Source organism: Pontibacter deserti, from assembly GCF_023630255.1.
Classification (GTDB): domain Bacteria; phylum Bacteroidota; class Bacteroidia; order Cytophagales; family Hymenobacteraceae; genus Pontibacter; species Pontibacter deserti.
The window spans coordinates 1707935-1722418 of the sequence record NZ_JALPRS010000001.1; the positions used below are offsets into that span (position 1 = coordinate 1707935).

The following is a 14484-nucleotide window of genomic DNA, read 5'->3' on the forward strand; positions in this document are numbered from 1 at the left end:
TGTTTAGGATGCCCGCATGCGAGGCTGGTTAGAACTTAAACTTGCCTTGAGCTGGGCCATCAGGTCCTTGGTTTTAGTCGGGATGGTTTCCACTTTTTTTGGCGTCGGTTTCTTCTTACCTTTTGCCTTGGCCTCAATGGTTTTCATCAGCTTTTCGGTATAAGTATCGCGGTAATCGTGAATATCAAATTCAGTTGTGAACTGGTTGATCAGCTCTACAGCCATATCTAATTGCGCTCCACCGATATCCACTTTATGCGGTAGTTCCAGATCGTCGGTTTTGTTAACCTCCTCCATAAAGCGTAATTTCTGCAACACCAGCGCATCGCCCATTGGCCTGATCACGGCCAGTTCTTCCTGCCCGCGCATTACTATGGTAGCAATACCAACTTTACCTGTTTTGCGCATCGCATCGCGTAGCAAACCATAACCCGTTTTATTGCCTTTCTCGGGGCTCAGGTAGTAAGGCTTTTTAAAGTATATTTCGTCTATTTCTTCTTCCTCTACAAAAGAGTCGAGTTGTATAATAGTGTTCTTTTCTTCTTCGGCGCGTTCCAGTTCTTCATCAGTCAGCTCCACATACTTGCCTTCATACTTATAAGCTTTCACTATTTCGTTGTAGGGTACTTCTTCACCGGTTTTCTCGTTCACGCGTTTGTTGCGCACGCGGGCATGGTTGCGTCTGTCGATCAGGTCAAAATCCAGACGGCGGTCTTTGGTGGCGCTGTACATTTTTATCGGGATATTCACCAGGCCAAAACCCAGCGATCCTTTCCATATAGTTCTCATAGTTTTATAGTTTATGTCGTATATAGTTTAGCTGTGTCGATCCAGATCTTTACCCAAATCTTCCACTTGTTTCATAAATGCTTCTACAGCTGTGTCTGAGTACGTACCGTAAGCATCTGAGATTGTACCTTTTAAGCCGTTTTTGGTTTCCAGTACATAAAGTATAGCCATATCATCCGGGTTACTTTCACCTTCGAAGCGGTAGAAATTAACGATACGTAACTGATCGGGCGTAAATTTCATTTTACCATCCATCGTGTGCAGCAGACCATCTGCTCCAAGTGTGAAGTCCAGTTTATATCCCTCTTTCCGTACCCCTGCAAGCACTTTAATAAGGGTTGTTAATTCTTCTTTGTCTTCCATAGGTTCAGCATTTTGTAATTGTATAGACTTTAACGCTGAAAGCCGCAGCAGGTATAAACATGAAGTATAAGTTAAGCTTTTAAGCAAGAGTAAATCCGTGTTTATAATTACTGATGTTTTGCTTTTTTAAATAACTTCACGCGTTTCCCGTATCAGGTTTTATACCTGGTTAATCCTATACAACCCGCGCATATGCAGACATACTTTGAGCTGAAGAAAAACAACACAACAGTACATACAGAGGTAATTGCCGGAATCTCGTCTTTTCTGGCTACTTCATATATTATAGTGGTAAACCCAAGTATACTGAGCCAGGCTGGGCTGCCCTTTTCGGGAGTGCTTACAGCTACGGTGTTGGTGTGTTTTTTCAGTAGTGTGATGATGGGGGTTTATGCCCGTAACCCGATATTGGTTGCGCCGGGCATGGGGCTGAATGCTTTCTTTACTTACTCTGCCGTTATTGGTATGCAGGTGCCATGGCCTGTGGCGTTGGGGGCTGTATTCTGGTCGGGTATTATTTTTCTGCTGCTTTCCGTGTTCAACATCCGGACCTACATTGTAAAGGCTATCCCTAAGCCGTTGCGTTATGCCATTGCAGCTGGTATAGGTCTGTTTATCACGCTTATCGGTTTGGCCAATGCTAAGTTTATAGTGCAGGCACAGGGTACTATAGTTGGTGTAAATCAGCTGACCCCGGCTATACTTACTTTTATTGCTGGTTTATTACTTACAGCTATACTTCTGGTGCGCAATGTAAAAGGAGCCATTTTAATAGGCATAGTTGTGACAACGCTGCTGGCTTACCCACTGGGTCGCTGGTGGGGCACTGAAGCTATTGTAAACTGGCAAGGCGTTTTTTCTGCACCCGACTTCAGCCTGCTTTTTAAACTGGACTTGATAAACTCGCTGCAGTTTGCTGTCTGGCCGGTTATTTTTGCTTTTGTATTTACCGACCTTTTCGATAGCCTTTCTACGCTGGTAGGTCTGGCCGAAGCGGCTGAACTTTTAGATGAGCATGGCGAACCACGAAACATTAAACGCTCTTTACTGACTGATGCCGTGGCTACAACTATGGCTGGTTTGGTAGGCTCAAGCCCAGGCACCGCTTATATCGAATCAGCGGTTGGGATTGATGCCGGTGGACGTACGGGTTTGACTGCTGTAGTAGGTGGATTGCTTTTTCTGCCTTTCCTTTTCCTGGCACCGCTGCTATCTGTAGTTCCTGCCATTGCTACTGCCCCGGCGCTGGTATTGGTTGGCGCATTTATGATCCGGCCTGTTATCCGGGTAAACTGGCTTGCGCTGGATGACGCTATACCTGCATTTCTGGCAATGGTACTTATTCCCTTCACTTACTCTATCACGCAAGGTATTATCTGGGGTTTCCTGAGCTATACTTTATTAAAGGTGGTAAGTGGCAAGTATAAAAAGATAACTCCAGCGCTCTGGATCATCGATATCTTCTGTATACTGGCGCTGTTCATGCATTAAGCCTTTACTGGAGTAGTTTGGAGATAAATTCCTGCATCCGTTCGTAATGGGAGCCTTTCCAGTACACGCGCTGGCAGCTCTGGCATTGGTAGAATTCGTGGAAGTATAATCTCGTTTTGGGAGGGAGTAATTCCCAGATCTGCTCTTTTGGCACAGCTTTTATGTTACCGTTGCAAACCATGCAGCGCGAAAACAGCTTAAATTCCGGGGCAAGTTTATAGTAGCTGACCACTTCCTGTACCTGCATTTCAGGGTGTTGCGAACGTAGCCAATAGTCTCGGGTTATGCTCTTCAGTTTCAGCAGACCTACACTACGGGTCAGTAATATGCGATTCTCTGATACACTTATACCTGCAATTTCCTTGTCTGTTAACCCCGCATCAAAAATAGTATCGAAACCCAGCAAACGGAGCAGCCTTGCCAATTTACCCAGGTGCACATCCAGCACAAACCTATAAGGCAAGGTACTTTTCGGGATGAGCTTTGCCTTTTCAGGCCACATGGTATAAGGGCTCGCCGGGTATACTTCCACCTGGTCATTAGGCTGTAGTTTATAATTAAAATCAACTATGGCACAGTTCACAACAATGATATCTACTTCCGGATGTGGCACTCCCAACGCCTCAATGGCATCTTTTACAGCGGGTTCATCCCTGAAACTATACTTTACCCAAGCATTACGATCTGCCAGAGCCAGAAAGTCGTTGAGCGTGAAGTGAAACCGGAAGGTGGCCGTAATAAGCATAGCAGTTAAATCCTAAACTATAACCTACGCAAACTAAAACGCCTGAGTAAAATCAGAATTAATTAAGTATAAACGCACAAAAATGTAACAGAATACGTTACAGGTCGGGTCGGGAAGTGGCGCAATATTTGTGCAATGCCCGGCAACTACATACTTTTACTTTAACTATTACAGATACCGTGCAACCACCCGCTGCAAATGCAGGTAAAGCAGCTAATCGGATCGGAAACGCTGCTCAGGCCGCGTACTTACTTTATACATGAAGCGAGCGCTTTTAAAATTAATCAGACTTATAGTTTACGGCATACTGGAGCCACTTTTCAACTTCATGAAGGCGGAGTTATCTGCCTTTTACAGAAGCCAGAAACCAAAACTTACCTCAGCTTACTGGAATCAGAAATGGGCCAGGCTGCGCACCTTTAACTGGAGCCGCGACCGCAAATCTGTGCTGCGAATTGCTTACCGTTCCAGCTTATACTTTATTCTGATCTGTACTATTTTTTACTTGCTGGTATACATGGGCGCTATGGGTAGCATGCCATCCCATAGCGAGTTGAAATCGGTGCAGAACAATACTGCGTCGGAAGTATATTCTGCTGATGGTGAGTTGCTGGGCCGTTATTTTATACAGGACCGTACCAATGTAAAGTATAATGACATTGCTCCTGCCGCCATTCAGGCGCTGATTGCGACCGAAGATGCCCGTTTTTATGAACATGCTGGTGTGGATGTGCGAAGCCTGGGTCGGGTTATAGTTAAGTCTATCCTAATGCAGGACCAGAGCGCCGGTGGCGGTAGTACGTTAAGTCAGCAGTTGGCCAAAAACCTGTACCCGCGCCGCCATTACTGGTTCTGGGATATGCCCGTTAACAAGCTTCGCGAGATCATCATCGCCCGAAAGCTGGAAGGCATCTATAGCAAAGAAGAGTTGCTGGAACTATACTTAAATACGGTGCCAATGGGTGGCAACCTGTATGGTATCGAGCGCTCGGCACAACGTTTCTTTAACAAACCAGCTGCAGATTTAAAGACTGAAGAGGCCGCTGTGCTGATTGGAATGTTGAAGGCTACTACAACCTATAACCCACGCCTAAACCCGGAGCGCTCAAAACAACGGCGTAATGTGGTACTAAACCAGATGGTAAAGTATGGCTACCTTTCAGAGGCTAAAGCAAATGATCTTAAAAAGCGACCTCTGAAACTGGATTACCATGTTACCAACCATAACGATGGCATGGCACCTTACTTTCGGGAGCAGCTTCGCCTGGAGCTGGTAGAATGGGCGGCATCTAAAAAGAAAGACAACGGCGAGCCTTACAACCTGTATACCGACGGTCTAAAAATTTATACAACTATAGATGCTGGCATGCAGGCACATGCCGAGAAAGCCATGCGGAATAAAATGGCTGCGCTGCAGCGCAAATTTGATGCACACTGGAGTGGCCGCTCCCCCTGGGGCAGAGATGCCAGCGTACTACAGGAAGCCATGCAACGATCCGACAGATATAAAAAAGCAAAAGCAAACGGCAAAACCGACACTGAGATTACAGAAGCCTTCCGTAAGAAAAGAAAAATGAATGTGTTCAGCTGGCAAGGCAGCAGAGAGCGCACTATGTCACCAATGGACTCACTGGCTTATTACCAGAAATTCCTGAATGCCGGCTTACTTTCTATGGACCCTTACACCGGTGAGATTAAAGCATGGGTTGGCGGTATCAATCATCATGTTTTTAAGTATGACCATGTGCGCTCTAAAAGGCAGGTTGGTTCTACGTTTAAGCCTATAGTTTATGCTGCTGCTCTGGAGCGCGGAGTAGCTCCCTGTACTTGGTTCCCGAACGAGCGCGTAACCTACCCTGAGTATGACGACTGGTCGCCAAGAAATGCTACCGAACAGTACGGCGGTGAGTACACCATGCGTGGTGGACTGGCACACTCTGTTAACACAGTATCGGCACAGGTAATGATGAAGGCAGGTGTAAACAAGACTGTTGATCTGGCGCACCGCTTAGGTATAGAAAGCGAAATACCTGAAGTGCCTGCACTGGCTTTGGGTGTAGCTGACCTGTCTTTGTATGAGATGGTAAATGCTTATGCAACTATAGCCAACCAAGGGTATAAAATAGAACCTATTTACATCAGCAAAATCACTAACAGAAGTGGTGAAGTACTCCTTAAAAATGATCTTGACAGACCAGTGCGAAAAGCAATTTCGGAATCTAATGCTGCTATTATGCTATACTTAATGCAGGGCGTGGTGGAAGAAGGCAGCGCTGCCAAACTACGGTCACAGTTTGGCTTGCAGATGGACATAGCCGGCAAAACAGGTACTACCCAGGACAATGCCGATGGTTGGTTTATAGGTATTACGCCTAACTTGGTAACGGGTGTTTGGGTTGGTGCTGAAAGCCCGAAAGTCCGTTTCCGTACCTTAGAATTAGGTCAGGGCTCTAATACAGCGTTGCCAATCTGGGGAGATTTTACCAGAAGGGTTGCCATAGATCCTGCTTACGTTGGGTATTATAACAGCCGGTTTTCACAGTTATCGCCATACCTGCAAAACCTTGTCAATTGCGAGTCATTCAGGGAAGAGCCACCACACGAGACTTTCTTTGAAAGACTTGTCGATAATGTAGGTACCAGGGTAAAAGACACCTTTAAAGGCTGGAAGGAAGAGCGGAAAAAACGCCGCGAAGAGCGCAAACGCGAACGAAAGGAAAGAGGCTGGTAAGATTCGGCTGCTAGCTAATTTTAAGGACTTTAGGTATCTGGTGTAGTTGCTGTTGCAGCTTCATAGTTGGTGTGTTCCAACCACCCCAACCCCTCTCCCGAACCAAGTCCGGGATCTTCGACTTGTCTAAGGAGGGGAGCTTTTCTCCTTTACTATAATTGAATTTATCGTTTTATAGTTGCTGATTTTACACCCCTGTAGCCCCCTTAAGGGGACAGCTTCTGCAACTGCAAATTCACCTGCTATAGTTTTATAGTTACAGCCTGTTGAGCGGACAGGTCGCGACCTGTCCCTACGAAACTACAACCACGAGAAAAGCTGAGCGCTACAGCTTCTCAAGCTCACTATAAATCTACTATCGAACTGATTACAGTCTTTGGGTGGAGCGCCTTGTAAATATCTGGTGCCGTAAGGCATTGCGAGGTACGAGCAAAAGAGATTTGCACCGCGCGATGCCCAAAGACGGGGCCCCGCGGCCGTGAGCGCACCAAAGTATAAAATGAAACTATAGGTTAGTAAAGCTTTCAGGAAAACAGGCATCTATGAAAGTATAGCTTGGTTCAAGCAAGTATAAAGTATAGCTTGGTTCAAACAAGTATAAACTATAACTAAGATAGATTTCTTGACTTCACTCGAAATGACAATAGCGTTATTTCAACGCTTCAAAACTATACTTTGCATCACTCCAAAATTCATCTAAAGCAATAATGCGTGGTTTAAAGAACGAAATAAGCGCTGGCCAGTCTTCCTGGTTAAAAACATTTACAGAAGGTAGCTCTTTATAAATCCTGCTGATGGTACGGCCCTCTTCATCCACACTATGCAATTCCCACTCCCATTCCTCACCGAGGGTTTCATGCAGCAAAGTCTTTAGTTCCTCAAACTGCTCGAAGTATAGCTCCTGAATTCCTGGGTCAGGGTGCGTAAGTTCTATACTTATAGTTGCAAATTTCTTTTCGGCACGCATCCTAAAGTATACATGCTTAAAGCCGGTTTTATAGTTAGACCAGTTGGTACGGTATCCTTCCGCCGACAGCTGTGGGGCAATGTACTGCCCGAAAGCTGTCCAGAAGGCCTGCCGTAATTGTGAAGCTTGTTCGCGTGTATACATGCAGCAAAATTGGCGATTACTCCCGACAATCCGAAATACCTGTTGCAACTATAGCGTTAGATGGCAGCACCTTCTTTTCGCGCCAAGGCTGCTACTTTAGGCTTTTTAACGGTTTCAGAATGTAACAATACTACTGATCGGGCTCCAACTTCTATCATTCTGCCTGCACTATAAAGCTTGCCATTTTCATTAAAATGGCCGGTAACAGTATCGATTACTTTGCTCCACTGTGCTCCATATTTTTTAGGTGGCAGTTTAAATTTAATCGGATCATGGTGGGCATTAAAGATAATGAAGAAATCATCGTCCATGATGTGCTCCCCTTTCGGGCCAACGCTTCGCAACCCATGTCCATTCATGTATACAGCCAAAGACTTTGCAAAATCATGATTCCAATGCTCCTCTGTCATTTCGCTACCGTCTGGTAAAAACCATTCAATATCTTCTACCCCAAGCCCTTTTATAGGTACCCCCTGAAACCAGCGGCGGCGGCAGAAAACCGGGTGGTCTTTCCGAAACTGTATCAGTTGGCGCGTAAATTCAAGCAGATCCTTATCTGCTTTCTCCCAGTTCAGCCACGAAATTTCATTATCCTGGCAGTAGGCGTTGTTGTTACCCTGCTGGGTGCGGCTTATTTCATCTCCGGCAACAAGCATAGGTACCCCCTGAGATAAAAACAGTGTTGTTAAGAAATTACGTTTCTGGCGTTGTCTCAATTCCAGTATAGCCTTGTCGTTGGTTGGGCCTTCTGCGCCACAGTTCCAGGAACGGTTATGGCTTTCACCATCCTGGTTATTTTCACCGTTTGCTTCGTTGTGCTTCTCATTATAAGATACAAGGTCGTGCAACGTAAATCCATCGTGGGCTGTAATAAAATTTATACTTGCCGTAGGTCTTCTGTAATCGTCCTGGTAAAGGTCGGAGCTACCGGTAAAGCGTTCCGCAAATTCAGCCAGCATGCTATTTTCGCCTCGCCAGTAGTCGCGCATACAGTCCCGGTATTTACCATTCCATTCCGTCCAGCCAGGCGGAAAGTTACCAACCTGGTAGCCGCCTTCGCCAATATCCCAGGGTTCGGCAATTAACTTAACCTGTGATATAACCGGGTCCTGGTGAATAATGTCGAAGAAGGAACCCAGCCTGTCAACCTCGTGCAGTTCACGGGCCAATGTTGAAGCCAGATCAAAACGGAAGCCGTCAACGTGCATTTCCAGTATCCAGTAGCGCAGGCTGTCCATTATCAGGCGAAGCACACTAGGCAGGCTTGAGTTTAGTGTATTACCGGTCCCGGTATAGTCCATGTAATACCGTGAGTCCTCGGCCAAACGGTAATAAGAGGCATTATCTATACCTTTAAAAGACAAGGTAGGCCCCATATGATTCCCTTCAGCCGTATGGTTATATACTACATCCAGAATCACTTCTATACCTGCTTTGTGGAACTCTTTTACCATGTTCTTGAATTCCACTACCTGCTCACCCAAAGTGCCACTACTAGTGTAGCGTACATCTGGGGCAAAGAAACCTATAGAATTATAACCCCAGTAATTTGTTAATCCTTTTTCAGCCAGGTGACGGTCTTTTATAAAATGATGTACCGGCATCAGCTCAATGGCAGTTACACCTAAATTCTTAAGGTAATCTATAGTTACCGGGTGTGCTAGACCTGCATAGGTGCCACGTATGTTTTCCGGTATCTCAGGGTGCAGATAAGTAAAGCCTTTTACATGTGTTTCGTAAATAATCGATTTATGATAAGGAGTTTTAGGAGGTTTGTCTCCCTGCCAGTCAAAATTCGGATCTATTACAACAGCTTTAGGTATATAAGGAGCGCTGTCGGTTTCGCTGAAACTTAGATCTTCGGCAGGATCTCCAACCTTATAACCAAATAAAGAGTCGTGCCACTCTACAGCACCTGAAATAGCTTTTGCATAAGGGTCTAGCAGTAATTTATTTTCATTAAAGCGATGCCCTTGTGTTGGCTCATATGGTCCTTGTACTCTGTATCCATAGAGCTGCCCTGGCCCTACATCTGGCAGGTAGGTATGCCAGATCTGGTGCGTGCGCTCTACCATTTTTATCTTTACCGATTCCTGCTCGCTGGTCACGTCATCAAACAGGCACAATTCCACGCCAGTGGCGTTATCGGCATAAAGTGCAAAATTTACTCCTTCACCATCCCAGGTAGCACCAAGCGGATATGGGTTTCCCGGATATATCTGTATACTCATACAAGTTTGTTTATAGTAGGTAATAGTGCTGTAGCAGTTTCTTTAGAACCTGAGTTATATGTTCAGGTGCACCTATTATACTTCATTACAACTAAATAGTTAAGCCAGGAATTAACTGATAAGGCAGGTATACTTTTATAGTTCTTTATTTCAGGAAATAGGACTTTGTAACTATGGGCTGATCATGATTACAATCAGCTTGTTGATTCATTTTTGATTTTTATTCCCATATACATTTAATATACCACTCATTTATTGCATTTATCATCAAAAATAAGGCGCTTATAACTAACTATCAGTTAGTTATATCTAGCAAAGCAAAAATTACGAAAATTATATTTTTTTCATAAAACATAACGCAACCCATAATTTTTTTACTTTTTTCAACTAGACTCGTATATAGGTTAAAATATTCAGATTAACTTATTAACAGAAGGGGGAAGTATGGGAACCGTTCGATGCATTCTACAAAAAAAACATGGCGATGTCATTTCTGTAAGTCCTGAAACCACCGTTTACAGCGCACTGGAGTTGATGGAAGAAAATCATATAGGATCGCTGGTAGTGTTAGATAATGGTCGTTTTGTAGGCATCCTGACCGAACGTGACTATGCCCGGAAAGTGATCCTGAAAGGCAGGGCCTCTAAAGAAACGCTTGTAAAGGAGATTATGAGCGAACACCCTGTAACTGTTACCCCAGATACGACCATGGAGCAATGCATGGCCCTCATGACTAGCAAGTATATCCGGCACCTGCCGGTTTTTGATAATAACAACCTGGTTGGTATCGTCTCTATCGGTGATATTGTAAGATACATGATAGAAGAACAGAAATTCATTATTGAAGAGCTTGAACACTACATTACCGGCCACCAGGAGTAATAAGCGCTTAAAAGCAAGCGTGTAGTATTAAAAAGGAAACGCTATGGACGCTTCAGGAGAAAATATTGTGCCTATGTGGCCCCTGCTGGTATATGGTGCTATTGTGCTGAGCCTGGTAGGAGTTATACTTGGCTTGTCGTATGTGCTGGGCCAGCATGGCAAGGGCCGCGCCATGACAGAGCCTTACGAAGGCGGTATAGTCAGCGAAGGCTCAGCGCGTATCCGTTTCTCCTCTCAGTTTTATATGGTAGCCATGCTCTTCGTGATATTTGATGTGGAGACGGTATTTATACTTTCCTGGGCCATCGCTTTCCGGGAACTGGGCTGGTATGGCTATGCCGGTGTGGCTGTGTTTATGGTGATGCTGGTGGTGGTGCTGGTTTACGAGTGGCGCATGGGCGCACTGGATTTCGGACCGGATGGCAAAAAGATACTGGCAGCCTATAAGCGCATGCAAAAACCGGCTGTATAGTTTGATATAAGATATTAGACAACAGACATAAGACTTCTTTAAGTCAATTAACGAGCAACGACTAACTACCAACGACACTCTCACCCTGATGCACTGACGAAACGATAAACACCAAACCTCTACGCCTATGAAATGGTGGCTTAGTAAACCAGATGAACCTGCCAACGCGGTGAAGGGCACCAGCTCTTACGAAGAAACCGTGCAGCAAAGTATCATGCTCACCACCTTGCAGGACCTGATAGCCTGGGGACGCAAAAACTCCATGTGGCCTTTCCATTTTGGTTTAAGTTGTTGTTTTGTAGAGATGGCTACTTCCATGACTCCCAAGTATGACGTAGCGCGTTTTGGTGCAGAAGTTATCCGTGGTACTCCCCGCGAAGCCGATGTGATGATCATTGCCGGAACTGTTTTCATTAAAATGGCCCCGATCATCAAGCGCCTGCATGAGCAGATGATGGAACCGAAATGGGTGATCTCGATGGGCTCCTGTGCCAACTCCGGCGGCATGTACGACATTTATAGTGTGGTACAGGGCGTAGATAAATTCCTGCCAGTAGATGTGTATGTACCCGGCTGCCCTCCCCGCCCCGATGCGTTTATGGAAGGCCTGATGTTGCTTGCAGAAAGTGTTGGCAAAGAGCGAAGACCTCTTAGCTGGACCATTGGCGAACAAGGCGTAATCAAACCTGACAAGATAGAAGTGAAGGCACGCAAGCGTGAGCGCTGGGACCAGATGACAGAGTTTAAATCTCCGGATGAACTATAAAAGTTAAAGAGTTTAGGAGTTTGAGAGTTACAGATTTCTAACCTCAGAACGTCCGCCAAACAATGTCTTGCTTAACCATAAAAAGTATAAAGCTATGCCTAAGTATGTAATCGAGCGCTCAATTCTGGGAGCAGGTAAGTTATCCGCCGAAGAATTAAAAGTTATTTCTCAAACTTCCTGTGGGGTGCTAAGCAATATGGGACCACAGATACAATGGGTACACAGCTATGTAACAGGCGATAAGATCTATTGTATTTACAATGCCCCTAACGAGGAAATGGTGCGCGAACATGCCAGAAAAGGCGGTTTCCCGGCAGATTCAGTAAGTGAAGTAAAAGCAATTATTGATCCGGTAACAGCTGAATAGTCATACTAACTATAAATTATACTTACCATAATAAAGCAACTATAGCATAGCATGAAATAACATTTTTTTGGTCCCCTCAATTAAAGAACCTGGCCATGGAAAACAACAGCAGCACATTACTACAGCTACAGGCACGCTTTGGCGAAGATACCTTTACGCAGCAGGCTACCAAAGACGAAATGCTCACGCTTTGGACGCCGATGGATAAAATTGTGGATGTGCTGACCTTCCTGAAAAAAGAAGTGGCCGAGCCTTTTAAGCTACTATTTGACCTGACAGGCATTGATGAACGGACCAAAAACCGTGGTGCCAACCATGTTCCAAAATCCAGTTTTACGCTGGTTTATCACCTGTTCTCCTTCCCCCGCAACGAGTTTATCCGCTTAAAAGTAGCCTTGGTTGGCGACTTCCCGACGGCGCCAAGTATAAGCAGCCTGTGGGCCAATGCTAACTGGTACGAGCGTGAAGTATACGACATGTTTGGCATCCGTTTCTCGGGCCATCCGCACCTTTCGCGAATACTTATGCCCCGCACTTGGGTTGGGCACCCGCTCCGCAAAGAGCACCCGGCCCGCGCCACCGAAATGGGACCTTTCCAGTTGTATGACGATAAAGTAGACCTGGAGCAGGCAGCGCTAAAATTTAACCCTGAAGAATGGGGACTGCAACGCCAAAGCGACGACAGCGATTTTATGTTTTTGAATATTGGTCCGCAGCACCCCGGCACGCACGGTGTTCTAAGAATTATACTTCAATTGGATGGTGAAGACATCGTAGATGCCATTCCTGATATCGGTTTTCACCACCGTGGGGCTGAGAAAATGGGCGAGCGCCAGTCGTGGCATACATACATTCCTTATACCGATAGAGTGGATTACTTGGGCGGTGTGATGAACAACCTGGCTTACCTGCAGGGTGTAGAAAAACTGGCAGGCATTGAAGTGCCGGAACGGGTAAAGTATATCCGCGTGATGCTCTGCGAACTCTTCCGGATAGCCAGCCACCTGGTTTGGTACGGCACATTTGCCCAGGACGTAGGTCAGCTCTCCCCTGTTTTCTACATGTTCTCCGATCGCGAAAAGATATTCGATATTATAGAAGGCATCTGTGGCGGACGAATGCACCCGAACTGGTTCAGGATTGGTGGCGTAGCACAGGACCTGCCAAAAGGCTGGGAAGCATTGGTGCAAAGCTTTATAGACTATTTCCCGAAACGGCTGAAAGAGTACGATGCGATGGTAATGAAGAACAGCATCTTCAAAGCCCGCACGGTTGGCATTGGCATTTTTACAGCCGAAGAAGCCATAGAATGGGGCGTTACCGGACCAAACCTGCGCGCCTGCGGCATGGATTGGGATTTCCGTAAAAAACGCCCATACTCCGGCTACGAGATGTTTGATTTTGAAATACCAACTGCCAGCAACGGCGACTGCTACGACAGAGCTATAGTTCGCGTAGCTGAGATGCGTCAGAGTTTGCGCATTGTAGAGCAATGCTTGAAAAACATGCCAGCCGGTCCGTTCAAATCAGATCATCCGCTTACTACGCCCCCTGTCAAGAAAAACACCATGCATGATATTGAAACGCTGATCACGCACTTTTTAGGCGTAACGTGGGGACCGGTTATACCTGCCGGCGAAGCAATGAGCTGCATAGAAGCTACCAAAGGAGCCAACGGCTACTACCTGACCAGCGATGGAAACACATCGCCGTACCGGGTACGCATTCGCACTCCATCGTTCCCGCACATGCAAATGCTCCCTTACATCAGCAAAGGCTATACCGTAGCCGACCTGCTGTCTATACTCGGAGCCATGGACTACGTGCTGGCAGACATTGACAGGTAAAAGTTAGAAAGTTAGAAAGTTAGAAAGTTTGGAAGTTAGAAAAGTAAAAGGCTGCAAGTACAAATTGTCCCCTTGAGGGGACTATAGGGGTGTTAAGAACGTCTACAACCCCAGCAACTTTAACTATAAAACAGATTCGCAGGTGTAAACACCCCTGTGGTCCCCTCAAGGGGACAGTTAAAACAACAATTTAACAATCAACAATTCAACAATTAAAACCCATGCTTACCGCTGAAGAGAAACATCAGATAGACCATGAAATAAGCCTGGTGCCGGCACCTAAAAATGCCTGCATCGAAGCGCTGAAGATCGTGCAGCACAGCCATGGCTGGATCTCGGATGAAAGCCTGAAAGATGTGGCTGATTATGTGGGTATGTCGCCGGCGGAGCTCGACAGCGTGGCTACTTTCTATAACCTGATCTTCCGTAGGCCGGTTGGCCGGCATGTGATCCTGCTCTGCGACAGCATCAGCTGTTATGTAATGGGCTATGAAACTATAAAAGAAGCTTTACACGAAAAACTAAACATACAGTATGGCCAGACCACAGCAGATGGCCGCTTTACTTTGCTCCCGAACTGCTGCCTTGGCACCTGCGACTGTGCCCCAGCCCTTATGATTGACAACGACCTGTACCGTAACCTGACGGTGGAACAACTGGATGAGATTCTGAACAAGTATACCTAACCC

At 45.9% G+C, this 14484-nt stretch carries 13 protein-coding genes; 8 read left to right on the plus strand and 5 right to left on the minus strand.

Annotated elements, in window-relative coordinates; genetic code table 11:
- Positions 1-3: 3 nt before the first annotated feature.
- Together ku and MJ612_RS07335 are read right to left on the minus strand one after the other, a co-directional pair.
- Positions 4-789: a non-homologous end joining protein Ku gene (ku, locus tag MJ612_RS07330; protein ID WP_187032852.1), complete on the minus strand. Its 786-nt coding sequence runs from the start codon at positions 787-789 to the stop codon at positions 4-6.
- A 27-nt stretch (positions 790-816) separates the two neighbouring features.
- The gene (locus MJ612_RS07335) at positions 817-1152 is read right to left on the minus strand and encodes a hypothetical protein (RefSeq protein WP_187032853.1); all 336 of its coding nucleotides are present in this window, start codon (positions 1150-1152) and stop codon (positions 817-819) included.
- A 192-nt stretch (positions 1153-1344) separates the two neighbouring features.
- On the opposite strand from MJ612_RS07335, the gene MJ612_RS07340 reads away from it, so the two are divergent.
- Positions 1345-2643, plus strand: a complete 1299-nt coding sequence (locus MJ612_RS07340; RefSeq protein ID WP_187032854.1) for an NCS2 family permease — start codon at positions 1345-1347, stop codon at positions 2641-2643.
- A 4-nt stretch (positions 2644-2647) separates the two neighbouring features.
- On the opposite strand, the gene MJ612_RS07345 is transcribed toward MJ612_RS07340, so the two are convergent.
- On the minus strand, positions 2648-3388 hold the full coding sequence (locus tag MJ612_RS07345; RefSeq protein ID WP_187032855.1) for a Mut7-C RNAse domain-containing protein: 741 nt from the start codon (positions 3386-3388) through the stop codon (positions 2648-2650).
- 259 nt (positions 3389-3647) lie between these two features.
- Here MJ612_RS07345 and MJ612_RS07350 point away from each other — a divergent pair, with 259 nt between their 5' ends.
- Positions 3648-6119 (plus strand): penicillin-binding protein 1A, encoded by a 2472-nt coding sequence (locus tag MJ612_RS07350; protein ID WP_187032856.1) that lies wholly within the window; start codon positions 3648-3650, stop codon positions 6117-6119.
- Between the two features lie 649 nt (positions 6120-6768).
- On the opposite strand, the gene MJ612_RS07355 is transcribed toward MJ612_RS07350, so the two are convergent.
- Both MJ612_RS07355 and glgX read right to left on the minus strand, forming a co-directional pair.
- The gene (locus tag MJ612_RS07355; protein ID WP_187032857.1) at positions 6769-7230 is read right to left on the minus strand and encodes a DUF4268 domain-containing protein; all 462 of its coding nucleotides are present in this window, start codon (positions 7228-7230) and stop codon (positions 6769-6771) included.
- 56 nt (positions 7231-7286) lie between these two features.
- On the minus strand, positions 7287-9461 hold the full coding sequence (gene glgX / locus MJ612_RS07360) for a glycogen debranching protein GlgX (protein ID WP_187032858.1): 2175 nt from the start codon (positions 9459-9461) through the stop codon (positions 7287-7289).
- 444 nt (positions 9462-9905) lie between these two features.
- Here glgX and MJ612_RS07365 point away from each other — a divergent pair, with 444 nt between their 5' ends.
- The 6 genes from MJ612_RS07365 to nuoE all read left to right on the plus strand — a co-directional run bounded on the left by MJ612_RS07365 (position 9906) and on the right by nuoE (position 14481).
- Entirely contained in the window at positions 9906-10343 is a 438-nt protein-coding gene (locus tag MJ612_RS07365; protein WP_187032859.1) for a CBS domain-containing protein, read from the plus strand.
- Positions 10344-10386: 43 nt separating this feature from the next.
- Positions 10387-10815 carry an NADH-quinone oxidoreductase subunit A gene (locus MJ612_RS07370; RefSeq protein ID WP_187032860.1) on the plus strand — a complete coding sequence of 143 codons (429 nt, stop codon included), beginning with the start codon at positions 10387-10389 and terminating at the stop codon, positions 10813-10815.
- A 127-nt stretch (positions 10816-10942) separates the two neighbouring features.
- Positions 10943-11581 (plus strand): NADH-quinone oxidoreductase subunit B, encoded by a 639-nt coding sequence (locus MJ612_RS07375; RefSeq protein WP_187032861.1) that lies wholly within the window; start codon positions 10943-10945, stop codon positions 11579-11581.
- A gap of 94 nt (positions 11582-11675) precedes the next feature.
- Positions 11676-11948 (plus strand): DUF4242 domain-containing protein, encoded by a 273-nt coding sequence (locus tag MJ612_RS07380; protein WP_187032862.1) that lies wholly within the window; start codon positions 11676-11678, stop codon positions 11946-11948.
- A 95-nt stretch (positions 11949-12043) separates the two neighbouring features.
- Entirely contained in the window at positions 12044-13795 is a 1752-nt protein-coding gene (gene nuoC, locus MJ612_RS07385; protein ID WP_187032863.1) for an NADH-quinone oxidoreductase subunit C/D, read from the plus strand.
- Between the two features lie 221 nt (positions 13796-14016).
- Positions 14017-14481: an NADH-quinone oxidoreductase subunit NuoE gene (gene nuoE / locus MJ612_RS07390; RefSeq protein ID WP_187032864.1), complete on the plus strand. Its 465-nt coding sequence runs from the start codon at positions 14017-14019 to the stop codon at positions 14479-14481.
- Positions 14482-14484 lie beyond the last annotated feature (3 nt).